The organism is Marinifaba aquimaris, from assembly GCF_013328345.1.
In the GTDB taxonomy this organism is placed as follows: Bacteria; Pseudomonadota; Gammaproteobacteria; order Enterobacterales; family Alteromonadaceae; genus Marinifaba; species Marinifaba aquimaris.
The window spans coordinates 16,361-39,739 of the sequence record NZ_JABULX010000017.1 but is presented as its reverse complement, the minus strand read 5'-3'; the positions used below and the strand labels follow the sequence as shown (position 1 = coordinate 39,739).

Sequence of the window (23,379 nt, the reverse complement as noted above, 5' to 3'; positions counted from 1 at the left end):
TAAATAAAGGACTGTGATACATGAAAAAATTAAACCGAGTTGATTTAGAAGATATCGTCAATGGTTCAGGTCTATTGGCCAGTGGCGGTGGTGGACCCGTAGAATACTCTTACCAATTGGTCGATCGTATTTTGGAGATAGTAGGTGATGCAGGTGTTTCTTTGGCACAACCTAGCGATTTATCGGATGCGTGTTTTGGTGCGGTTGTTGGCGGTGTCGGCTCGCCTGATGCATTAAAGCAATACGGTTTAAAAGGTGCGCCAGAGCATGCTTATTCAGCCTTACAATCGTTAGAAAAATATCACGGCCAGAAAATTGGCTTTTCGCTGTCGGTAGAAATTGGCGCCAATATTTTTATCAGTATGTTAGCCGCGGCAAAACTGGCTAAAGCGACTAATACTGATATTCCTATTGTTGATGGTGACGGTGCAGGGCGCTCGGTGCCTATGTTGCAAAATACCACTTATGCAGATGAGATTTTAGCTACGCCTTTTTCACTATCACACACTGTTGAAAGTACTCAGCAAAAACAAGACAAGAGCATAACTGGAATTAATACGTTATTTAATACCGAACAAACAACGACTAACGCGCAATCGGCGTTTTCGAGTGCCGAAATTGTTGAGTCTATGATAAGACCGCTTATTGCAACTTCAGCGGGTTTTAACAACATTGCTGGCTTTGCTGGCTGGGCCATGAATGCTCAAAGTTTGCAGACAAAAAGTAGTGATGGCCCTATTTTAACCGGCACTATTTCACATGCTAGACAATTAGGTGAAGCGCTTAGAACGCGTAAAGGTAACCCAATTGATGCACTTAAATCCGTATTGGGAGATGACCTTTATCTTCTAGCACCGGGTGATGGTTTAGTGACGTTAACATCCAACCCGGCAAAGGCTGAAAAAACCGCTGGTGGCTTTGATCGCGGGGTGATGGAATTTACTCAACAATCGAGTGCTGGTCAGGTTGATTTTCGTCTGATTAATCAGAATGAAAATATCATTGCTTGGGCCAGTAACAGTGATTCTCCACTAGCAATGGCACCCGATTTAATCTGCTATTTAACCCAAGATGGTAAGTCTTTATCCAATGCCGATTTAAGTAATTTAACTAGTGATGAAAAAATCTATTTAATTGGTATTAAAGCCAATGCCAGATTAAGACAAGCGCCTTTATTAAATAGCTTTATGCAAGTACTTAAAAGCATCGATTTCTACGGAAGTTATCAACCGATAGAAGTATTACAAAAACACAAAGCATTAACGGTTGATAACCAAACTGAGCGACAAGCTGAACCTGCTTAGGTTCTGGTTTATTCAGGCTTGGTAGATTTACTACTAAGCCTGAGTGTTTTTCTATTTATCTTTTAGCCCGTTTTACTCTCCTGTTAGCTTTTCTCTATTTTTATCTTTTCTCTATTTTCATTTTTTCTTATTTTCATCTATCGCTCCTTATTTTTTAACTTCATGGAAAATATGTACTTTTTGTTTTTTGATTATGGTTTTTTAAACTGAGACTTAACTGATACTAAAGTGACACTGAACTGAGCTGTTTAACGGAACGTTGAGCTTCTAACATGGTTTTGTCACGTCGAGAATGAACTTGACAGTGGTGATTTTTAAAGAGTCAAAGCGGATAAAAAATGGATGAAATAAGTACGGTCAATTGACGAATTACTTCATCGTTTTATCAAGTTGGCTTAGCTTGGTGTTGATAGGGACATACCCTGAAGTGCAGCACTTCATTTTTAAAGTTTAAATTATCAAGTATCACATTTAGCAATGTCGATACCCACTCATGGAGAGATATGATGAAATCTTTAGGGTTAGTTAAAAAGTTATGTTTTTTATCTTGTAGTATGGTGTTGTTTTCGTCAAACGCTTCCGCTTTTGAGGAATTTGACGCAGCGTTTTATTTAAACAAATATCCAGACTTACAAGCGGCTTTTGGCAATGATCATATTGCTGCAAAAGCACACTGGGAAAACTACGGTAAGTTTGAAATGCGCCAAGCGGTAAAAGAGTTTGATGCGGCATTTTATATGAATACTTATCCTGATTTAGCCGCTGCTTTTGGCGCTAATTATGGGCTTTTAGCTCAGCATTGGCGCAATTTTGGTATTGCTGAAGGTAGACAATCATCAGCCGATTTTGATATCTATTTTTATCTCAATAACTATATTGATTTAGTTGCAGCGTTTGGCACCGATTATAATGCAGCGTTAAATCACTGGTATGTTTCAGGTGAATTAGAAGGCCGTCACACAGTAGCCTATAGCGTTACACCAACTGACGTTGATTCACGTGTTGCCATCGTTAATAGTTTAAATTATCAACCACTTAACATCAGTACGCAGGATCTAGCCAACACAGGGCAAACTACATTTGATAGCTTATCGGGTACCAACGATACAGCCACCATTACAAGTGGTGTGCAAGAAGGTCCTTATGTTGATTGGGGCGCAAATATTACAGCAGGCGAGACGACGATCATCAACCTCAATGTTTCGACTAACACGCAAGGCTATGATATTGACAGTTTATACTTAGCTTTTGGCGCGAAAAACGCAGGTGATTTAAGAAGCTACGATGTTTATTTTTCTCGTGTTAGAGACGATAGCTTTGTGCTTGCTGCTAGTGTTAACGATGTAGGTAACCTAACAGGCACTTGGACTTCAGCTAACTGGGGAGATGATACCATTACTTCTTTGGTGGCAGGTCAGCCTATTGGTCAAAATGTAGATGCCATTAAAATTGTTTGGAAACAAGCAGGTAGCTACGCAAACTACAAAGTGTGGGAAGTAGACGTCTACGGTCAAGCTTCTAACTAATACCAGTTATCTATGAAGTGAGGCACTATGGTGCCTCACTTATTAATTTAAGTCTTCTCTTGCTTGATTTTATTATTAATTTTCTATTTTCTGACCCAACCATCCATTTTATAAGCCAAACTATCCTAGTCTATTTGTATTGAAAAACTAACTTTCGTATAGTCAAAACAACTGATATTGAAGGTCTCAATATCGACCTTTACCTGACTCAATAAGAAATGGAATAAACATGCCACAGGCTGCGCAGCAAGTACTCATTGTTGAAGATGACCAACGCTTGAATCAAATGATTGCCGATATGTTAGTGCGGGAGCTTTATCAGGTGAGCAGTGTTTATGATGGACCGTCTGCTATTGAGGCGATTTGTCAGCAGCAACCCGATATTGTGTTACTCGATAAAATGTTACCCGGTTGTGATGGGCTTGAAGTATTACGACAAATTTATGGTCAGTACGATGGTATCATCTTGATGATCACCGCTGCACAAGACGATATTTTAGAAGTATCTGCACTTAATTTAGGTGTGCATGATTACATTAATAAGCCTGTGCGCCCGCACAGTTTGCTCGCTAGAATGCGCGCTTTATCTCGTCTCTCTCAACAAAATCAAAACCAAAGCCGCACCGATGACATTATCGAGGTACAAGACTTAGCCGTTAACCTCAATCGATTGAGTTTTACGTTAGCAGGTGAGCCGATAGAGCTGACCGAAGCCGAATCTGAAATTCTACTCTATTTTATGCGCAATCCAGGCGTGGTGCTAAGTAGAGATATGATCATCAGCGAAATTAGAAAAATTGAATACGACGGATTAGATCGCTCTATTGATATGCGGGTAAGTGCTTTGCGAAAAAAACTCAATGACAGCGCCCCGCCTTATAAGTACATCAAAACCCTCAGGGGTAAAGGCTATATCCTGTTAGCCTAGGGATTAAAAATATGTTCTCCCGTTTATTTATTTACTTAATGTTAGCGCTTACTGTCTCGGTATTGGTTGCCGTATCGCTACTAGATAGTTTTTATACTCAAGGTATTGCACAAGATGAACTAATGGCGACACGTGGTATCAACCAACTTGTCGGCAAGGATGCACTTAAAGATACCGACCCGCAATCACGGCTCGATTATTGGAATACACAATTTAACTATCACTTCGAGATTAAACCGCTTGATGAACTATTTTTCGATGAGTCGGCGCAAAATAAGCTGGTTGAGCAGGGCGTATGGGTTGATATCACCAGTGGCTGGGTCGTCGATGATATTCAGTTGTTTTACTATTATCCTGCTTGCAATTGCGCATTGGTAATGACCAAAGTATATCGGTCTGACACCCTTATCCAGCTATATATTCAAATCACTTTATTTATCATTTTGGCCACGCTGGCTTGTTTTATCTTCTCTTATGTTCAGAGTCATAAAAAGCATGTTAAGAAGTTGGTTAATATCTATCAAGCTTATGGCGAAGGGCAGTTTTCGACCCGAGCCGATACTGCCATTCCAATGCCTTATACGCCATTAGCCATTACTTTTAACCAAATGGCAGGGCAGATTGAGTCTTTGTTAAAAGAACAAAAAACCTTAGTGCATGGTGTTTCGCATGATTTAAGAACCCCAATAGCCAGACTTAGGTTTGCCTTAGATATGTGTCGTAATTGCCAAACACTGGCAGATTTTCAAACACAAATTCAGGATATGGATCTCGATTTAGATGAGCTCGATAGTTTAGTGTCTGAATGGTTGTATTACGCTGAATTAAGTGGGCAAGCCGTTGCAATCAACCCCAGTAAACACAATCTGAATGAATTAATCACACACGTTTTAACAAAAGCTCAGGTTCTGTATCCGGCTATTGAAGCTGAGCTAGTAAAGACTTCAACCAAGGATTGTACTATCAATGTCGATGCGAAATTATTTTCACGCGCGCTAGAGAATTTAATAATCAATGCGTTTAAAGCGGCTAACAGTCGCATCAAATTGAGCGTCAGTTGTATTGATGAAACGGACGTTTGCTTGGCTGTTGAAGATGATGGCGTGGGGTTATCTTCAACGCAATTAGCTGACATTATTCAGCCTTTTGTTAAGTTAGATGCCAGTCGCAATTCTCAAGGTTCAGGTTTAGGCCTGGCGATCGTTAAATCAATTTTAGATTTACACCAGGCCGATTTAATCTTGGGCAAAAGTGATTTGGGCGGTGCCCGTTTTGAGATCCGCTTAAAAGCTAAAAAAGACGCTTAAGCCCATATCCCAGCTGGTATCACTGTCAACCAAAGGGCTATCGGTGATTGAGTCATCCAACTGACGCCAACTGGCACTGCTTTGCAATGACCAGCTTTTATTAATTTGATAGTCAATGGCCATCGCAACGCCATAATTCATACTCGATTCACCCTGATAAGCGGCGCGTTCTTCGTTAACTTCATTTGCTCTTACCCCGTAGTAATAATCCACCAACTTATCACTTTGTCTTTCAACAAAAATGGTGGGCATAAAGCTCCATGAATCCACTTCAATGGGGTACAAGTAAGCTAAGCTCACTTCATAGCCTTTGTGAACTGAACTGATATCGTGCAACACTTCAAGCGAGATAAGTCCGAGGGTTGATGAGTAACTGTTAATGGCAAAGCCTGCATCTAAACTGTGATCGCGCTCTTCCATGCCTCGGGTATAGCGGCTTAAATCTTCATCAAAACCTTTAAGCCTAAAGGCTGCAATGGCATCTACCCATAAAGCTTTTGTCAGACCTAAGTGGTATTCCACGCGCAAAGGGTTAACCGACCATTCATCGCTTTCATAGGCCACTAAAGGCAAAGTGTAGTTATTACCATCACTGCCTTTGTATTCACCGGCACCGGTAAAGGTCCCCAAACCGACACTGACGATGCCTTCAGCTTGGCAGGGTTGGGTAAACAGCAGCATTAAACTGATGGCTCCCCATATTGAGCTAACGCGTTTTGTGGTTTTCATTTTTTATTCCTTTTTTAGTTTGATGAGCAATTTAATTGGCCACTGGTTTGCCAGTGGCGCTGGGTAACAAAGACTTTGATATCGTTACAAATGAGTAAGATCACAGGTATCAAAAATAAGGTCAGCAGGGTGGCAAAGAGCAAACCGTAGGCCATTGCTACTGCAGCTGGGATCAGGTATTGCGCTTGTTCTGAGGTTTCTTGCAGCAGCGGGTAAAGGCCAGCAAACGTGGTGATTGTGGTTAAAAATATCGCTCTAAAGCGACTACTACAGGCTTTTATTGCCGCATCGGCAGTACTCAGCGCGGTGGGGCGCTCTTCGTTATAACAAGAAACGATCAACAGGCTATCGTTGATTAACACCCCTGATAACGCCAGCATGCCTAACCATGAATTTAAGCTGACACTTAAATCTAAATAAACATGGCCGAGTAACGCGCCAACAATGCCAAATGGGATCACCGACATAATAATTAACGGTTGGCCATAGCGTTTCAGCGGTAGGGCTAAAAGACAATAAATACCCAGTAACGCCACAGCAAAAGCCGTGACTAAACCACTTTTGGCATTATCGATTTGCTCAAGCTCACCTGCTTTTTTGATTTTAAATAACGGATATTGGGCAACAATCTCAGGATAAAAGTCGCTCATTAACCTTTGATAAACTTGCTCAGGTGAGCTTTTAGATTTATCAATATCGATTAACAGCGCGCGGCTAAGGGCGCCGTCATAACGGCTGATCGCATTATTAATTTCAACGGTTTCAATATTGGCGATACTGAGTAATGGAAAAGCCTCTTGCTGTTGGTTGAAAATATACAGCTGACTAAAATCGGCACGCGAGTTTCTCAGTGTTCTCGGTAAATTTAAATACACTTTGACTTGGTGTTGCTGCCTGTAAAAGCGATCGACTTCTAAGCCGCCATACGCAGCAGATAATTGATCGGCCAACATCTTTTGACTGATGCCATATAACTGCGCCTCAGGTTTGAGCGTAAAAGCAAGCTGCGCAATACGATTGGCTTGTGGGTCTTTGACATTGCGAACGGCTGTTTGACCACTTAGCCAATCATTCGCTTGGCTGACAATCTCGTTGAGAATGTGTTGTTCTGGGTGCTGAAAGTGGAGCAAGCTACCGTTATCAGAACCGGCTAAAGAAACAATAACTTCTGTACTGACCACGCCTTCAAGTGCGCTCATTTTCTGGCGCCAACGCTGGGCGACTTCACTGAGTTTTACCCCTGGGCGTTTGGCTTTTGCCAGTGGTTCAGCAAATACCGTAATTTGACCTTGCTCATCCATAATGGACAGGCTTTTCTCAATGACATCGCCTCTGGCATGCCAGCGGCTTTTGTATTCTTGATTAAGGGCGGTGCGTGAACTTTCGAGTTGTTTAAAGGCGTTTTGGGTTAATGTCAGTGGCGCATTGGATTCCAACTCAACGGTCATCACGATAAAGTCGCTAGGCACATCCGGGAACAATACACTGCGGATCTTGCCTTGAAATAATGCACCTAATACGGCTAAACACAGCGCAATAAAGCTAATTAACCACGCGTAGCGATAGCGCAAGCAAAACACTAATAACGGCTGATAACAGTTAGCTACAAAGCAATCTAAAGCAGTTTGTGGCCAGCTTCTTAGTTTTTGAAAGTAGCTAGCAAGGCGAGATGAAGGGGCCGGTTTATTAACATCTAGATGGCGTAAATGCGCCGGTAAAATAAATTTAGATTCAATAAGCGAGAACAGTAAGGCGATAATCATCACCCAGGCAAAACCTGCAAATAATCGGCCTTCTTCTGATGCAAAACGCGTCATCGGCAGCAATGCAGCAACTGTGGTTAAAACACCAAAAATAGTCGGCATTGCCACTTTTTTAGCGCCATCTATGGTGGCTTGTAGTTTGTTGTTGCTGGTTTTTTTATGGCTGTAAATACTCTCACCAACGACAACGGCATCGTCAACTAAAATGCCAAGCACCATGATAAAACCAAAGGTGGTAATTTCATTTATCGTGAAGTTAAGGCCAAGTGGACCGAGTACAATAAAACTGCCGGCAATAGCAATGGGCAAACCCATTGCCACCCAAAACGCTAAACGCATTTTTAAAAACACAGTTAAAATTAAAAAGACCAGCAAGAAGCCTTGCCAAGCATTGTTGCTAAGTAAATCAAGCCTGCTTTGCACGTATTGACTACTGTCAAACCAAATGAGCAGTTCTAGGTTATCGGGTAAGGTTTGATTGAGCTCAGCGACCACTTTATGAGCTTGCTCAGAAATGGCTAACACATCACTTTGCGCTGACATTTTTATCGAAAAACCAATGCTGGCTTGGTTGTTAAACAGCACGTCTGAGTCGTGCTCGATAAACGCATCTTTTATCGTGGCGATATCCGCTAGATAAATACGATCGCCTCTATCGGTCACTTTTACTAAAAGCTTGGCCAGTTCGGTTTGGTACTGTGCGTGTTTGTCTGAATGAAGTAAAAATTGGCCATTATCCGTTTTTAATAACCCAGTTTTTGCCAGTACCGACTGGTTTTTTATCGCAATGGCAATATCGTCAAAACTCAATTGATGCTGGCGCATCTTATCTGGCACGACTTCAATATAAATGCTGTAGGCGTGGGCACCGTATTCCTCTAGTTTGTGAATTGCTGGGTTGGCCAATAAGGCGGCTTTAACTCGGCCTGCTTCTTTGATTAAGGTGTCTTTATCGGTATTGCCAAGTAACTGCACTGTGAGGGCATCAAACGTATCTTCGTTGCGATACACCTGAGGTTTTTCAGCTTGTACTGGCCAATCATAAATATTGTCTACCGAGGTTTTGATATCGTTAAACAAGCGGTCAATCGGGTAGTCGAGCTGCTTTTTAACGGTCAGTACCACCTCATCTTGTTGCGAAACGGTACTGACGTGTTGAATGCCATTAATGCCCTGTAGGGCTTGCTCTAACTTTTGGCCTATTTGTTTATCGACTTGTTCAGCGCTTCGACCTTCGTAATAAACACTGATTGTTAATTCGCTTGCAGGCAGTTTGGGAAAGATCTCATTGCGCATATGCGATGCAGATAAAAAGCCACCAATTAATAGTGCTGCCATTAATAAATTGGCGGCAACGGGGTGACGGGTAAACCAGGCAATCATGCTAATTTCCTAAAATAATGAGCTTTGTATTTACTGGCCGAGTTGGGCCAATGTTTCAGGGTGATGGGGTTTAACCGGTTTAGACGTTTCGATAGCTACTTCATTAACCGTTTCATTAACCTTTACTTGCATCCCTTGGCTCAGAGACGTTAACGGGTAAAGCACCGCGCGTTTGTCATGATGAGTGGGCATCGGAAAATAGAGGTGGTTATCGACGATGACATAATCGTGAAGGGGGTGCCTAACTAATGTATCCATTTCATCTAACAGCCAGATCTCACCTTTTAAAGTCAGTGTGCTCTCGGGTAAAACATGGGTTTGCGGCCATGTTTTAACGGGGAGTTGGGCGTAAATATGTTGGCCGTAGAGTGGGGCTGAATGCTCATTGTTTGAAGTTGTATTGAGCTCTAGGTATAGGCTTCTTTGTAGGTTTTTTTGATGTTGACTGATACCGCTGATTTTAGCCGTCCATTGCTGCTTTTTATCCAAACTAAAGACAGTAATGGTTTGATTGAGAATAGGCTGGCTCAACCTTGAAAAGTCTTGCTCGCTCAGCTGCACGCTAATTTGCTTGTCGGTTTTAGCCAGTACACTGGCCACGGCTTGCCCTGCCACCAGATACTCGCCTAAATGCGCTTGTACTTGCGTTATTTCACCGTTAAAAGGCAGTACAATTTGGCTTTTAATGAGTTGATCTTGTGCGTAATTCAGTTGGCTTTTTGTTAACGCTAAATAGGCCTTTGCTTGTTCTACGCGCAAGCTATTACTAGCAAACTGGGTATTAACATTTTTAAGCTCGACTTGTGCATCTAAAACGGCTTTTTTGGCCTCAGATACATTTACTTGATACGGCAGTGGGTCAATGGTTAACAAGGTATGCCCGGCAGATAACTGACTAGCGGGTTTTAATTGCTTAGATACGCTAATCACTTTACCTGATAACGGCGTACTGATTTGACGCAATTTAACAGGCTCTACTGTGCCTAAACGCAATAAACCGGGAATGTAATTGGTGGGCTTGGCAGTTACTACTGAGGTTAATTGTGCTTTTTCGGGTAAGTCGTAGTCGGTATCCGGTACCGAGGCTTTATCTAATTCATCCAACACCACTAATAAAATAAATATACTAAAAAAAGCGGCGATGGTTTGTCTGACTCTCAGGTGGAATAAGTATTTCATCGCATTGCCCTTATTGTAAGTTGAGAAAAACTTGGCCGTGCTGACTGTTAAAACGGATCTGACTTTGGGCAAAATTAGGCTCACTGTTTTGGGCTAAATCGATTCGGCTAATGGCGAGTTTCTCGGTGGGAATACCAAAAAAATTAACGTTTAGTTGCTCGTCTTTATTTTCATCATGAAAGGTAAAAATGGCGTAATCACCATAAGGAATCGCACTGAACTGACAAGCAACTTGCTGAGTGATAATGGCTTGTGCGCATGTGGCAAATGCTTGGTCATCACTGTCAAACTGTTGCTGGCTGTTGATGATTAATACCCGTATCTCGCCTTTGTTGTTATTTGCACCGGCTACATGAACCGTGAGCAAACCTTGTGGCGTTACTTTAGCTTTTGCCTCTTCCTTTACTTCTGCTTTTACCGCGTCTTTAACCGCTACTCCTGCTGAGCTGTTTGTTGGCAGGTTTTCGTTGTTGGGTGATTGCGCCATGGCTGCACATGCGGCTAATAGCAGGCTGCTTAGCGTTAATAATTTCATTGTTCACTTACCTATATTTTTTTGATGGCAAGAGCATAAAGAACTTGAAGCCAAATCACTGTAAGCGAGCGTAAGTGCGCGCTTACAATGGCTTACAAAAGGGCAAGGCAAGAATCGGTATGCTGTTTATTGAGCGTAAATAATCAAAATTGGAAGGGAAAAATGCTGGTTAAAACAATCAAAGGTTTGGGCCTTGTTATCTTACTTTTATTTGTTCTTTTACTATTACTCGATGAAACATCGGGAGAGTATGTTGATATCGAGTTTTCAGCTGCAGGTAATCAATTATCGGGGGTGATGGTTTTACCTGAAAACCCTGATATACAAGCAGGTAAAGACATGCCCATAGTGATATTTGTGCATGGCGACGGTGCCTTAAATGCCGACACATATGGCTATTATCGACCTATTTTTAGTGCATTAGCCGAACGCGGTATTGCGTCTCTATCGTGGAGTAAAGCAGGGGTTGAGGGTTCATCTGGTAATTGGTTAGCGCAATCGATGCAAGATAGAGCTGAAGAAGTGAAAAGCGCTATTCAATATATTCAACAGCAAGGTTACAGTACAAAGCGCATAGGCGTTTTGGGGTTTAGTCAGGCGGGGTGGGTGATCCCTTATTTAGCTGATGAACCTAATATCGATTTTATTACCTTGGTGGGCGGTGCCATTAATTGGCGCACGCAAAGTCAGTACTTAATAAAGCAAAGGTTGCTCAGTAGTGGCCAAATTAAACCGGGTGAGCCAGATGTTGCTAACGCTATCGCTGAATATGAGCAGCTTCAATATCAAGCAATAGCGTTGGGGTTTGATGGTTATCAAAGCGCAGCGGTTCATCAACACCCATTTGCAGGCGAGCCCATTACGGATAAAGCGCGTTTTAATTTTGTTAGTCGTAATATTGATGAAGATGCTCGCAAAGGTTTGGCCAATTTAACCGTGCCTATGTTGGCATTATTTGGCGATCACGATTTAAATGTTGATATTGAACAGAGCCAAGCGGTTTATCAGCAGATTTTTAACCAAAACCCACAAGCCACACTGACACAAAAAGTCATTAAGAATGCGACCCACGGGCTTTTACGTGATGACATCTTTTTGCATTTGGATGATATCGAGTGGTTAATCAAATTCGAATGGCATGGCAAAGATGCTTTTGCCCCCGGCGCGTTACTCACATTAACCGATTGGATTGCACAGCAAGCTAACCAAGCCCAATAAGAGACCTATTAAAAAAACACGACAATAAAACCAGCCGAGTGCTGGTTTTTTTTGCTTTAAATAGATGAAAATAAAGGTTTAAGCGCTAAAGCAGGTTTAATGCTTTGAAACTGGGTGTTTACCATGCTGTTTTTGTTTAGATTTGCGTTCAGTGAATTGGTAAAAAATTAAAAGCTGTGTAATTTAGAGCTAGATAACTAAGATACTGATTAAAAAGACTTTTTAAATGCCAAACGGTGTATGTTCACAATGCAATAACCCATTGCCAATTGCGTTAAATCAAAGCTCGGTAGATTGCCCAGTTTGCGGTTTAACTAATCATTACCATGACGAACAACCGCCTAAAAAACCAAGTGAAACTAAAAAGAAAAAATCCCTGATATCGGTATTTTTCAGTACTGTAGCCTTTGTATTGGCAATGCTTATTATTGCTCATCAACAATACGGAATCGAAATTTTCAAATTTACGCTTACCCCAGCGCCAGGCGGTATTTCTGAGTTAACAAAAAATGACCTCAAGAATTTATCTGAACCAGCGGTAAGACAAACGGTTAGCGAGTTTTTTGACTATTTAGAGAAAAAGAATTGGCTAGCATCCATATCTGAACAAACGGGTTACTCAACAACTGAAATTAAAGATTGCCTAAAAGTCGACTATAAATTTGATATTGGCAATAAGCCCAACAAGTATTGGACGTTAAGGTTTACCTGCCCAAAATCAGAAGACGGCAGTTATAAAAAATCTGAGATGATTTTAATGTCAATTCTTCAAGAGTTTGAAGGCTATAAAATGATTTTAAGGTCCAAGCTTTAACCCACCGCATTTGCTTGATAAGAAGTATATTTTTCATTGCAAGGTTACGAGTTTTAACCCAAGAGAAATATAACGTATACCTATTCAGGAAAATGAGTAACTCAGGCACTTTTATCCAAACCTAAAAAATATAGAGAATAATATTTTTCTTATGTAGCAATGGGTTAGGTAATTTGGTAAAAAATAACCACTAAGATAAGTGCGCGCTAAAATACGATGATGCACTCACTAAATAATAGCTGTTTTGCTATATACAGTGTCAACTATTTTATATGGAGTTAAAATTGAAAAATATACTAGCCTTGCTTCTTCTTACCGGTTTACTAGCGTGCCAACCAGTTGAAATTATGTCTAATGTGGATATGCCGCAAGGTTGGACACTTGACGAAGGACAAAGCTTTCTAAATGAAATGGATATCAAAAAACTTCAATTTGTAGTGGTAAAAAAATTCCCATCTATTCAAGGAAGAAAAGTTAACTTTAATATTTTACCAACTGTGTTTAACCCAACAATGAGCACCAGTGGTAACAATGCGCCATTTTATAAATACAGAGTTGTAGCAACCACTGAAGATGGTTGGGAGAAGACCGAAGAACTTAAAGAGTTTATCGTTTTTTATTTAAAGGGTTTATTAAATAATAGGCTAAAGCTTAATAAAATTGTGTACGTGGATGTACCTAAAGATATGGATGAATATGATGCTGATAAAAAAATAAGATCTCTTTATTTTAATGGGTTTGAGGCAAAGTTATTAAGTGAGTTTCCTCATATGAAAAATATACCTACACACTTGAATATCATGCCTACAGTATTAGCACCAAATGACAAGCAAGATCGCCAAGTTAAGATACACATAATGGCTGTATCAGAATCTAAATGGCAAACTGAACCAGAGATTGAGCAATTTATAGCTAACTATATCAGCCAACATTTATCAGCTACATAAGAAGTAATTTAAACAATTACGCTTAAATTTTAGTTGTTTATAAAACTAATGAAAATATGTGGGGATTTACCCTAACAAATAGTTCAAGCAGAAAGTGGGCAAGCGCTTGGCTTGCAATCTTTACTCGATAATTTTAGCCAAGCATCTATGCGTTATTCGTAAGGTGTTATGTTAACTAAGGAAAATCTATGGCCATCGAAGCACTAGCTTTTTATATGGGAGTTACTTTATGCCAAAGTATAGAGTTTCAACAGCAATTAAAACCGTCAGAGCTAATGAATCCTCATTCATTATTTTGGAATAAACAAGGCTCTACAGCTGTGCCATTTAACGAAAGTACAGTTGAAAAAGCAAGGCAAGTTCAATTAGATACTATTGCGTATAACGCTGACAGTTTTGAGGGTTGGGTCTCTACATATGAAGCCTCGTTTTCCCCTGATGGGCAAACTAAGCAAGATGCGCTAGTTATTGAAGGTAAAATAAAGGGAATGAACGCAACGTTTCAAGTTATACAGACAATAACAAAAGCTAATTTCAAAACGCATGATTTATTCTTTATGCCATCGTCTGAAATCACTCCCGAGATACGTAAAAAATCTGATTTTATGGCCAATTTTCAGATGGGTATAAATGCTCACCCCCATGCACAAGAATGCAATAAAATAATAATAAAAAATGTAAATAAGGATAAATAAGATGATTGTTTTAAGCTTTAAATGCTTCTTTGTATGGTTATTTTTTTTAATAGCAGACAAAGATAAAAATGTAGATGGATTCGGTTCAATTGTGTTGGTTATCGTACCGGCAATTTTGATATTTCTTTTTGCTATGGGGCTTGCTTTTTTGGGGCTCCCAATGTGGATTTTACTATTTACCTATCTTTTATATTTTTTCATACCTTTCGCAATTTTGAATAAAACAGGAACACTTGAGCCCAAAAAATCGGCATTATTTGCAGGTGTGGTACTAGTGATATCATTAGCAACAGAGTTTGGTTATCAGTTCATCTTGTCTTAAATGAGCAAAATAAACGTCTCAAGTAGAGAGGGTGTAAATGCATAGTTGGTACTCTTTACTCGACAATTTTAGCCAAGCATTTATGCGCTCAATAGCAATGAATTAATGGGTCTAAATATGCATATCCTAACTTTTGTAATATTAATGGTAATAAGCTTTCACTCTTTAGCATGTTCATGTGTTTATTACAAAGAAGAGGACTTTTCATCAAGGGCAGATCAAATTGCTCTTGTTAAAATACTTAAAACTGAATTATTGGAAGCCCCTAATCCTGTATATAGTAAAGTAAAAGTCAGTTTCGAAATAATAGAGATGTTTAAGCATCCAAACATCCCATATGAATATGCTTACACCTTCTCTGGTACTAATGGCTGTTCTGTACACACCTTTCCAGGTCAAGAATACATAATGTATTTATCTGAAGATCAGTGGTTCGGAAAATGTAATGGTACTGAAATCGCATACTCATACAGAGGTGAAGAGCTTTTAAAAAAGTTCCGGTCAAATGAAGCTGATTAACAAATGCTTTGACAGAATCGGGCACTAAGTGGAGTATCGATGACACCGATAGTTTTAGTTACAGGCGGTAGCCGAGGTATTGGCGCTGCTACATCCAAGTACTTAGCCAAACAGAATTATGCTGTTTGTGTTAATTATATTTCGAATAAAGCACAGGCTGACAAAGTTGTATCGGAAATTGAAAAAGACGGTGGTAAAGCTATCGCTGTGCAAGCGGATGTCTCTAAAGAAGAAGAGGTTGTTCGACTATTCAATACGATTGATAGCACACTTGGCCAGATCACCCATTTAGTCAATAACGCCGGTATTTTATTACCCCAAATTCGTGTTTCAGAAATGACAGCTGAGAGAATCAATAAGGTGCTGACAACAAATGTCACCAGTTATTTTTTATGCTGTCGTGAAGCTATCAAAAGAATGGAAAATGGTGGCTCAATTGTCAATGTATCTTCGGCTGCATCTAGGTTGGGAGCTGCTGGCGAATATGTCGATTATGCTTCATCAAAAGGCGCAATAGATACATTAACAACAGGGTTATCGCTTGAAGTGGCCAGTCAAAATATTCGGGTAAACTGTGTTCGTCCAGGCTTTATATACACAGATATGCACGCTGATGGTGGTGAAGCGAATAGGGTTGAAAGAGTTAAATCACTGATACCTTTGCAACGAGGTGGTAAAACTCAAGAGGTCGCGGCTGCTATCGCGTTTTTATTATCCAATGAAGCATCTTTTATTACAGGTACCTTCGTTGATATCGCTGGTGGTAAGTAGCCTGATAAATTTATTAAAACAAGGTATGAAACCTTTTACTTAGACGCATTTCTCGTCAATTTTCACCAAACTGAGTACTACTAACACTTGAGCCCACCAATTGTTTGTTTTGTGAAGTTTTTAAAGCCTATTTTTATTGCTTAAAAGTCGATTTAGTCTTTATTGGATAGCATTCATCGATTGAACAAGCAAAAATGGATATTCATTTTTTGGTGTTGTAGATCCTTTTTATCACAGTTCAATATTCTCATTGATAATAATTTTGTTATAAGTTTAAATGTACTAGCCACTTAGTATGGAAGTTTTTGGTAATATTATATTATCTAAAAATTAAAAAATGGAGTTTTAATGTGTCTGATCACACGTCAGTAAAAAATGCTATTAATGCTTTTTATAAGGGAGCAGGCTTAAACCTTACTTTCAAAAGAAATGTCAACCCACGAGTAGCGGAGGTATTTGGTGAAATGATCATTGCGACTCAGAAGTGTTCAACTGCATTAAGCTGGGTTCCTCGTCCTAGTGGAGGTAAGGCAACAATATCATGGATTGTGAGAAATTTTTCTCAAAGTGTTTTAAGACAGATAGAATCAAAACAGTCATTAACGTGTGCCAAAGAAGTAGTGCGTAATTATAGAACTAAATTACAGCTTGCTGCATTGGGTATATAAAATGAAGATAATATTCCTTTTTTTGTTGTTACTCACATTTGGCAATGTATTTGCTGCCAATAATGTAAAACAATTTCCTAAGTCAAAGTGTTCTGCTGGTACCTTGCAGTTAAAAATTGTTGATGTAACTTTCTGCCCTGTGAGAGATGATTTAAAAAAAGTAAATTTTCTTGGTTTATCTGATCATACCGTTACAATTTTGAATAATGGTAAAGAGTTGACAATAGGCTTAAACCCACCTGATGTTGCCATATCAAACTTGCATAAAAAATTTAATATTTCTGTTCATGAGTTCTTCTTGAGCTTATACGAAAATTCATTAAAAACTGACAAGCTAAGTTTGATAAAAGAAGCATTTGATATAGATAGCTTCAACAAGCTTGACGTTTATCGTAAAGCTGATTTATTTGCTTTTACAATTACAGGGACTAATGTCGATTACGATAGGATTTATCTCAATAAGGTAGACAGTGATGTCATTTACCAAATAACAGGTGAGTTTGATGAGCAAGAGCTTTTAGAAATACTTTCAAGGTTAGATTATTGAAAAATATAAGAAGAGGCATGCGTCGTTAGTTAATTTTTAACTTTTAGCTATTCTTTCATCTTTCGCTTCAGCATTGAGTTAATTATCATCACCCTTTTAATACACACAAACTTTCTACTTTTTATGTTGGAGCCAACTTCAACTAATCGTTGGCTTTCCTTTGTTTGTAATATTGATATTGCTTTTCTCATGGTAATTGCATAACAATACAAAAAAGCCCACCAATTGTGGTGGGCTTTTTTTGTATCTACTTTAACCTTGTCAAAAAGCTAAGGCTCCATTACTGCGTCAATCGGTTGAATATACCTATTGGCTGGCGTTGATTCATTACTTGCTGCTTGTCTTGTTAGGTTTTTAAAGCCAATATGCTTTTGCACATAAGCTGTAAACTCATCCTGCATTAAAGGTTTGGCGTAATGGTAGCCTTGTAAAAAGTCTATGCCCATGTCAACTAACACCGACTGCAACGCCTGATTTTCAACACCCTCTGCCACTACTTGTAAGTTCATGACCTTGGCCATGCTGATAATGGCTTGCACTAATCGGTGATCCGATACATTGTGTTTTTGTAAATTAAACACAAAAGAGCGATCAATTTTTATCACATCAATAGGGTAGTGTTGCAGCAAGCTGATGGATGAATATCCGGTACCAAAGTCATCCATAAAGAGTTTTACGCCGTGTGCTTGTAGCATAGTGATATTGTCTGATACCACTTTCTTGTTTTCAGCTAAGGTCGATTCTGTTAACTCAACGGCTAATCGTCTGCCTGGCACGTTATAGTGAGTGAGCATATTCGCCACATAACTGGCTACCTCTGGTTTTTGTAATTGCAGCGGTGATAAGTTAACGCTGATATACGGGCATTTATCAGGGCCAATACTTGTTTGCCACTGCGCTAATTGCGCTATAGCCTGTTTGATAACCCAGTCGCCAATATGGCAAATCATGTCGTTTTTCTCAGCGAGGCCAATAAATTGGTCTGGCATGATCAAACCTTTACTCGGATGTTGCCATCTTACTAACGCTTCAAAGCCAATTACTTGCTGCTTTGTATTCACTATGGGTTGATAAGCTAGGCGCAGTTGGTTTTTTTCAACAGCCGTTTGCAGCGCCATTTCCAGTGAATGTTCTCGAACTAGGTTTTTATACATGCTGTCGTCAAAAAAGATAACCTGTCCGCGGCCTTGTTTTTTGGCTTCATACATAGCGATATCAGCATCGCGCAGCACGGTATCTAAGCTGGTGTTAGCTTGTTCAATAATCGACACGCCAATACTGACACCAATGTGGTAATAGTTATTTTCAATGTAGTAAGGCTTTTTTATCTCATTTAAGTAGCGCTGGGCAATTTTAGTGACGGTTTTGTCATCTGTGATGTCTTTAAGCAGAACGATAAATTCATCGCCACCAAAGCGAAACGCTTGGTCTTTACTGCGGCTAAATTCGGTTAATCGCTCTGCGACCTGTTGCAACAGCAAATCACCAATTAAATGTCCTTTGGTGTCATTGACGCGTTTAAAGTGATCAAGGTCGATAAAAAGCACAGTAAAAGGAGAGAAGGGCTGTTGAGTATTACCCGGTAAACACGTTTGTAAACACTCAGATAATGCACTGCGATTTTTCAAGCGGGTGAGCTGATCGTGTGATGCTTGGTAACTGAGCGACTCTGTTTTTTGTTTAACTAGTTTATTGGCCCATGTCATGCGGTTGATATTGGTTCTGATGTAGCCACATAAAATTAAGGTTAAAACTAGTAACGACCCGGCCGCTGCACTGGCGTATAAGTCAGCGTGTTGGTTAAGCCCTTGCTTACTAAAGGTCACATACCAAAGTTGATTGGCAAAAGAGATATTAGCTTGTAACTGCATCAGTGGCGCTTGGTTTTCACATTCATCACAGGTATTTTGCCATTGTGACTGATAAAGCAAGTTCCCCTTTTCTTTATCATTGTGAATGGTCATTTGATATTCATCAGAAACCGTTACATCGCCAATGAGGGTATCAATCAACTCGTTTAACATGACAACACCCACAATAAAGCCGAGTAGTTCACCATCAATAATAAGCGGGTAGAACAATTTAACGCCCACCTCATCGTCGTCATTTACAAAGGTGTATGAGGTAATAGTTTGCTCATTAGCTGCATTTTCAAGTGCACTGGCAATTTTGCAGTCTGACGTTAATTGAAAACCCAAAGCTTCGCCAATCGCATCTAATGGCTCGGCGTATTTTACTGGGAATGAATACTGCCATTGGCTTTTACAGTTACTGCTGTTGATGGCCGAAGGGTAGGTGCGGTAATCAAAAATACCTGATGCACGCATTTGTTGTTCTAGCTGCTTTATTTGGTCTGTTGTTGTTTTTGGTGCCCATTGAATACCGCGCAGGCCGGTTTTAGATAAGAAGTCTTTGTCGATTAAGCTAGAGAAGGCACTGCGATCCAAATCAGGGTTAACGCTGATAAAGTGGTGAGTGGCTAAAATGACTTTATCAATAGCGAGAATGGCTTGCTCTAAGGTGGTTACTTTTTGTTTGAAGCTGGATTCAAACTGTGAGGTCACTTTTTGTTGTTCATAAAACTGGATGATATTAAATGCGCTGAAAGACAAAAGCACACCCAATACGGCGGTTAAAATAACGATACGGTAGGTTTTAATAAATGCGCTATTAATTAAAGTGGACAAGGACAGTTACCAGAAATTAAATATCAAAACGTAAGTGAAACGCTTTACATTCTATTTATTTAACCCGATAATGCAAATGATAATTATTATCGTTTAATTTTTGAGCTATTTCAATGAGGTATAGTGAGGGGTTATGAATAAGTACATTTATCTGTTATCAGCTATGTTGCTTGCACCTGTTGCAGCAGCTGAGCAAAGTTTGAATATTTACTCTTTCAGACAAGCTGAGTTGATTGCCCCGCTCGTTGAGAAATTTGAACAACAACACAATATCGATGTGAATGTGGTCAGTGGCAAAGCCGACAAAATTATGTCGAGATTAATTGAAGACGGCGATGATAGCTTTGCTGATTTATTGCTTACTTCTAATGTGCTGCGTTTAGAGCGGGCTAAAAAAGAAAACCTTATTCAAGCGGTTGAATCGAAGACTTTAACGGATGTGATCCCAAAAGAGCTTAGAGATCCAGAGGGTTATTGGTTTGGCTTATCAGTCAGGGCAAGAACCATTTTCTATGCTAAAGACAGAGTTAACCCTAAGCTGGTTAATAGTTATCAAGACCTTTCCGACCCCAAATGGCAAGGTAAAATTTGTACCCGAAAAGGCAGCCATTTATATAACCAGTCTTTATTAGCAAGCTTTATTCATCGTTATGGTCAAGCATGGTCTGATCAATGGGTGAAATCAATTGTGGGTAATTTGGCGCTGCGCCCAGCAGGTGGTGATAGAGACCAACTGCGCAACATTAGCCGCGGCGTGTGTGATTTAGCGATTGTGAATAGCTATTACTACGGTATGCTATCTTCAAGCGATAGTTTGCGCGACAAACAAGCCTATGAAGATGTGGGTATTTTATGGCCAAATCAAACAAAGGGTGGCACGCATGTTAATATCAGTGCAGCTGCGGTTACTAGGGCAGCAAAAAACAAACAAGCAGCGATTACGTTCATCGAGTTTTTAGTCGAGTCGGAAATTCAAATGATATATGCCGATATCAACTACGAATACCCGGTTCGCGCAGACTTAACGCCCAACGCGATGCTAACCAAGTGGGGCGATTTTATTGCCGATAAAGCGTCCGTCACCCAGTTACACAATCATCAACAAGCGGCTAAAGGTTTAATCGAAAAATATAACTGGTAGCTTTTTTATTCTAGATTGCAGAGTAGAGCCAAACCTTTGGCATGCTCTGCCCATTCCGTTGTTTTGCCATCACTCTCATAAAAAGCAGACTTACACAGCGCCAGCATAAAAATATTGATCGAGTACTTGATTTAACGTCTAGATAAGTTAATGTTGCTGTCTATACATACAGTTAAATGAAAGTGCCGTGAAACAACTTCCGACTTACTACTACCTCGAACACTTTAATGAAGTGATTCATTTTTTAAATGCGAAATGCCGGCATTTATTGGATGAAAAACAGCTTCATTTTATTGATGACTTTGTCAGTTGGGATCGGCATTTAAAAGCAGTATTGGTTCGTTTAAATAACAGAAAAACACCTTTTATCGACACGGCAAAATTTCAGTATCCAGAAATTACCAATATGCATCAGCAATTGAGTGCGCTAACTAAGTTCGGTTTTGTACAATCGGTACCAGAAAGCGCCAAGCTCGAATGGCTTGATACGCTGACTAAAGAGCAACTCATTAGCTGCCTGAAAACTAAAGCCGATTTGAGTGTTAAAGCAAGCTGGAAAAAAGAAGTGATTTATCGATTGGCCATTTCTGAATTATCTGAGGTGCCTATTGAACAAATTAGGCTATTTGATGGGTTTAAGTTTTTTGCGATAAAAGAGGATTTAACTTATTTCTTTTATCTGTTTTTTGGCAACCTTACCCGAGGCCACGAAGCGTTTTCACTCAGAGATTTAGGGTTAATGAGAACGCGAAAGCAAAACGAATTTGCCGATACGCCTTTTAACCTTAAAGCAGAAGCACAAAATGCTTTTTACTTTCAACAAATGCGCAATGCAATTAAGTTTGATAAGCGTGCTTTAAATAATTTGTTATCGGGTTTCGACTCACTTCCGAGCTCGGTTTCAGAAAAAGATGCACAGGTGAAAGACGAATACCTGTTTGAACTTGGCAAAGCCGCGTTTAAAGAAAACAAAGACTTGGCAATTGATATTTGGAAAACGTCAAACGCACCGCAAGCGATAGAAAAATGGTGTCGAGAACGCTTTAAACAAGGTGAAAAAGAAGAAGTAGAACAGCGTTTACTGGCTATCATAGATAATCCAGATACCCTCGAACTTGGCCAGTTCGCAGAAGATTTCTATCGACTTAAATACAAAAAAATCAAACGAAGTACCGCTACCCAGCTACTTAGTGATGCCAATGTGGTGATTGAATTGGATGAGGTCTTTAAGTCGTGCCCCGAAAAGGCCGTTACTCGACTTTGGAAAGAGCAAGGAAAGGCGGCGTTTTACACCGAAAATCGTTTATGGCTGAGTTTATTTGGTTTGACGTTTTTTGAGCTGTTGTTTTATGACGATAAGAACAAACCAACAACCGAGTTCTCTTCCATGCCAAATGCATTACTTGAAGATAATTTTTATCAAAACTCTGCTGATGAAATAAATGCGATACTGGCTTATGTGCTTAGCCCCAATAAAATTAAACAGCATTTGATGATGATGGCCACCCGTTATCACGGAGAGAAAAATGCATTGTTTAGATGGTCAGAAGTATTGTTAGCCCGACTGTTAAAATTTCTTCAACATGCTGATCCCAATGCGGTTAAACAGCACTTATTGAATATGGCTAAAAACTTTAAGGCGCTAAAAGATGGTTATCCCGATTTAATGGTTGAAAATAAAGGGCAACTGACTTTCTTTGAACTTAAAGCCCCCGGTGATTCTATTCGCCGAAACCAACTGGTGACGATAAAGGCACTACAATCGGTTGGCTTTAATGTCGAAATAGCGACGGTTACTTGGTCTTTCAACCCTAATCAGAAATACGCCGTGGTTGATATTGAAACAACAGGTGGCAAATCGGGCAACCACAGAATCACTGAAATAGGCATCGCTACTGTGCAAAATGGTCAGATCATTGATAAGTGGAGCACCTTAATCAACCCGATGCGTTCAATCCCTGCTCACATTACCCAATTAACGGGGATAGATAATGAAATGACGCATAACGCTCCTGTATTTGCTGATATTGCTGCCAAATTAAAAGAGCAACTTCAGGGCAAAATATTTGTTGCACATAATGTCGATTTTGATTTCGGCTTTATTCGAACTGAATATGAGCGCTTAGGTGCCTATTTTTCAATGCCAAAGTTATGCACTGTTCGATTAATGCGGAAGCACTTTCCTAAATTAAGTTCATATGGTTTGGGGCCATTATCGCAAACATTTGATCTTCCACTTGAGAATCATCACAGGGCATTAGATGATGCCATTGCAGCGGCTCACTTATTAATATTGGCCCAACAAAAGCAAGGGTATATTTCTTAATATCCAACCTCTGTATTTCATACCTTTGCTTTTTATAGCTAGGTCATGCAAACCATTAATTATTCTAAGA

The 23,379-nt window shown here is 39.8% G+C and carries 20 protein-coding genes; 15 read left to right on the top strand and 5 right to left on the bottom strand.

Annotated features, from left to right (window positions below):
• Positions 1 to 20: 20 nt before the first annotated feature.
• From HR060_RS11670 to HR060_RS11655, 4 genes are all read left to right on the top strand, one after another.
• Entirely contained in the window at positions 21 to 1,304 is a 1,284-nt protein-coding gene (locus HR060_RS11670) for an S-methyl thiohydantoin desulfurase domain-containing protein (protein ID WP_174200478.1), read from the top strand.
• A gap of 503 nt (positions 1,305 to 1,807) precedes the next feature.
• Positions 1,808 to 2,830, top strand: a complete 1,023-nt coding sequence (locus HR060_RS11665; protein ID WP_174200477.1) for a hypothetical protein — start codon at positions 1,808 to 1,810, stop codon at positions 2,828 to 2,830.
• Between the two features lie 229 nt (positions 2,831 to 3,059).
• A complete protein-coding gene (locus HR060_RS11660) occupies positions 3,060 to 3,758 on the top strand; it encodes a response regulator transcription factor (protein ID WP_174200476.1) in 699 nt (232 codons plus the stop codon).
• 11 nt (positions 3,759 to 3,769) lie between these two features.
• A complete protein-coding gene (locus HR060_RS11655) occupies positions 3,770 to 5,065 on the top strand; it encodes an ATP-binding protein (protein ID WP_174200475.1) in 1,296 nt (431 codons plus the stop codon).
• On the opposite strand, the gene HR060_RS11650 is transcribed toward HR060_RS11655, so the two are convergent.
• Genes HR060_RS11650 through HR060_RS11635 form a run of 4 tightly spaced genes read right to left on the bottom strand, consistent with a single transcriptional unit; the run spans position 5,042 to position 10,654 of the window.
• A complete protein-coding gene (locus tag HR060_RS11650) occupies positions 5,042 to 5,794 on the bottom strand; it encodes a MipA/OmpV family protein (RefSeq protein WP_174200474.1) in 753 nt (250 codons plus the stop codon). The two genes, HR060_RS11655 and HR060_RS11650, sit on opposite strands and share 24 nt — an antisense overlap.
• A gap of 14 nt (positions 5,795 to 5,808) precedes the next feature.
• Positions 5,809 to 8,940: an efflux RND transporter permease subunit gene (locus HR060_RS11645; RefSeq protein WP_174200473.1), complete on the bottom strand. Its 3,132-nt coding sequence runs from the start codon at positions 8,938 to 8,940 to the stop codon at positions 5,809 to 5,811.
• Between the two features lie 30 nt (positions 8,941 to 8,970).
• Positions 8,971 to 10,119, bottom strand: a complete 1,149-nt coding sequence (locus HR060_RS11640; RefSeq protein WP_174200472.1) for an efflux RND transporter periplasmic adaptor subunit — start codon at positions 10,117 to 10,119, stop codon at positions 8,971 to 8,973.
• 10 nt (positions 10,120 to 10,129) lie between these two features.
• On the bottom strand, positions 10,130 to 10,654 hold the full coding sequence (locus HR060_RS11635; protein ID WP_174200471.1) for a DUF2141 domain-containing protein: 525 nt from the start codon (positions 10,652 to 10,654) through the stop codon (positions 10,130 to 10,132).
• A 162-nt stretch (positions 10,655 to 10,816) separates the two neighbouring features.
• Here HR060_RS11635 and HR060_RS11630 point away from each other — a divergent pair, with 162 nt between their 5' ends.
• The 9 genes from HR060_RS11630 to HR060_RS11590 all read left to right on the top strand — a co-directional run bounded on the left by HR060_RS11630 (position 10,817) and on the right by HR060_RS11590 (position 17,155).
• Positions 10,817 to 11,872, top strand: a complete 1,056-nt coding sequence (locus HR060_RS11630; protein ID WP_174200470.1) for an alpha/beta hydrolase family protein — start codon at positions 10,817 to 10,819, stop codon at positions 11,870 to 11,872.
• 226 nt (positions 11,873 to 12,098) lie between these two features.
• Positions 12,099 to 12,686 (top strand): hypothetical protein, encoded by a 588-nt coding sequence (locus HR060_RS11625; RefSeq protein WP_174200469.1) that lies wholly within the window; start codon positions 12,099 to 12,101, stop codon positions 12,684 to 12,686.
• A gap of 284 nt (positions 12,687 to 12,970) precedes the next feature.
• Positions 12,971 to 13,633 (top strand): hypothetical protein, encoded by a 663-nt coding sequence (locus tag HR060_RS11620; RefSeq protein WP_174200468.1) that lies wholly within the window; start codon positions 12,971 to 12,973, stop codon positions 13,631 to 13,633.
• Positions 13,634 to 13,821: 188 nt separating this feature from the next.
• Positions 13,822 to 14,328, top strand: coding sequence for a hypothetical protein (locus HR060_RS11615; RefSeq protein ID WP_174200467.1), 507 nt, complete (start codon positions 13,822 to 13,824; stop codon positions 14,326 to 14,328).
• A 1-nt stretch (position 14,329) separates the two neighbouring features.
• Positions 14,330 to 14,650 carry a hypothetical protein gene (locus HR060_RS11610; protein WP_174200466.1) on the top strand — a complete coding sequence of 107 codons (321 nt, stop codon included), beginning with the start codon at positions 14,330 to 14,332 and terminating at the stop codon, positions 14,648 to 14,650.
• Positions 14,651 to 14,767: 117 nt separating this feature from the next.
• The gene (locus tag HR060_RS11605; protein ID WP_174200465.1) at positions 14,768 to 15,169 is read left to right on the top strand and encodes a hypothetical protein; all 402 of its coding nucleotides are present in this window, start codon (positions 14,768 to 14,770) and stop codon (positions 15,167 to 15,169) included.
• 39 nt (positions 15,170 to 15,208) lie between these two features.
• Positions 15,209 to 15,940 (top strand): SDR family oxidoreductase, encoded by a 732-nt coding sequence (locus tag HR060_RS11600; protein ID WP_174200464.1) that lies wholly within the window; start codon positions 15,209 to 15,211, stop codon positions 15,938 to 15,940.
• A gap of 350 nt (positions 15,941 to 16,290) precedes the next feature.
• Positions 16,291 to 16,608, top strand: a complete 318-nt coding sequence (locus tag HR060_RS11595) for a hypothetical protein (protein ID WP_174200463.1) — start codon at positions 16,291 to 16,293, stop codon at positions 16,606 to 16,608.
• Between the two features lies 1 nt (position 16,609).
• On the top strand, positions 16,610 to 17,155 hold the full coding sequence (locus HR060_RS11590) for a hypothetical protein (protein ID WP_174200462.1): 546 nt from the start codon (positions 16,610 to 16,612) through the stop codon (positions 17,153 to 17,155).
• 269 nt (positions 17,156 to 17,424) lie between these two features.
• Here the strand turns inward: HR060_RS11590 and HR060_RS11585 are convergent, their stop codons facing one another.
• Entirely contained in the window at positions 17,425 to 19,842 is a 2,418-nt protein-coding gene (locus HR060_RS11585; protein ID WP_174200461.1) for a bifunctional diguanylate cyclase/phosphodiesterase, read from the bottom strand.
• 133 nt (positions 19,843 to 19,975) lie between these two features.
• Between HR060_RS11585 and HR060_RS11580 the strand changes: the two genes are divergently transcribed.
• Positions 19,976 to 20,983: an extracellular solute-binding protein gene (locus HR060_RS11580; protein ID WP_174200460.1), complete on the top strand. Its 1,008-nt coding sequence runs from the start codon at positions 19,976 to 19,978 to the stop codon at positions 20,981 to 20,983.
• Positions 20,984 to 21,170: 187 nt separating this feature from the next.
• Positions 21,171 to 23,309 carry an exonuclease domain-containing protein gene (locus HR060_RS19760; RefSeq protein ID WP_174200459.1) on the top strand — a complete coding sequence of 713 codons (2,139 nt, stop codon included), beginning with the start codon at positions 21,171 to 21,173 and terminating at the stop codon, positions 23,307 to 23,309.
• Positions 23,310 to 23,379: the final 70 nt, after the last annotated feature.

Bases quoted from the DNA above. Each gene is read 5' to 3' on its own strand.
- HR060_RS11670 (WP_174200478.1), top strand. From the start codon at position 21: ATGAAAAAATTAAACCGAGTTGATTTAGAAGATATCGTCAATGGTTCA.
- HR060_RS11665 (WP_174200477.1), top strand. From the start codon at position 1,808: ATGATGAAATCTTTAGGGTTAGTTAAAAAGTTATGTTTTTTATCTTGT.
- HR060_RS11660 (WP_174200476.1), top strand. From the start codon at position 3,060: ATGCCACAGGCTGCGCAGCAAGTACTCATTGTTGAAGATGACCAACGC.
- HR060_RS11655 (WP_174200475.1), top strand. From the start codon at position 3,770: ATGTTCTCCCGTTTATTTATTTACTTAATGTTAGCGCTTACTGTCTCG.
- HR060_RS11650 (WP_174200474.1), bottom strand. From the start codon at position 5,794: ATGAAAACCACAAAACGCGTTAGCTCAATATGGGGAGCCATCAGTTTA.
- HR060_RS11645 (WP_174200473.1), bottom strand. From the start codon at position 8,940: ATGATTGCCTGGTTTACCCGTCACCCCGTTGCCGCCAATTTATTAATG.
- HR060_RS11640 (WP_174200472.1), bottom strand. From the start codon at position 10,119: ATGAAATACTTATTCCACCTGAGAGTCAGACAAACCATCGCCGCTTTT.
- HR060_RS11635 (WP_174200471.1), bottom strand. From the start codon at position 10,654: ATGAAATTATTAACGCTAAGCAGCCTGCTATTAGCCGCATGTGCAGCC.
- HR060_RS11630 (WP_174200470.1), top strand. From the start codon at position 10,817: ATGCTGGTTAAAACAATCAAAGGTTTGGGCCTTGTTATCTTACTTTTA.
- HR060_RS11625 (WP_174200469.1), top strand. From the start codon at position 12,099: ATGCCAAACGGTGTATGTTCACAATGCAATAACCCATTGCCAATTGCG.
- HR060_RS11615 (WP_174200467.1), top strand. From the start codon at position 13,822: ATGGCCATCGAAGCACTAGCTTTTTATATGGGAGTTACTTTATGCCAA.
- HR060_RS11610 (WP_174200466.1), top strand. From the start codon at position 14,330: ATGATTGTTTTAAGCTTTAAATGCTTCTTTGTATGGTTATTTTTTTTA.
- HR060_RS11605 (WP_174200465.1), top strand. From the start codon at position 14,768: ATGCATATCCTAACTTTTGTAATATTAATGGTAATAAGCTTTCACTCT.
- HR060_RS11600 (WP_174200464.1), top strand. From the start codon at position 15,209: ATGACACCGATAGTTTTAGTTACAGGCGGTAGCCGAGGTATTGGCGCT.
- HR060_RS11590 (WP_174200462.1), top strand. From the start codon at position 16,610: ATGAAGATAATATTCCTTTTTTTGTTGTTACTCACATTTGGCAATGTA.
- HR060_RS11580 (WP_174200460.1), top strand. From the start codon at position 19,976: ATGAATAAGTACATTTATCTGTTATCAGCTATGTTGCTTGCACCTGTT.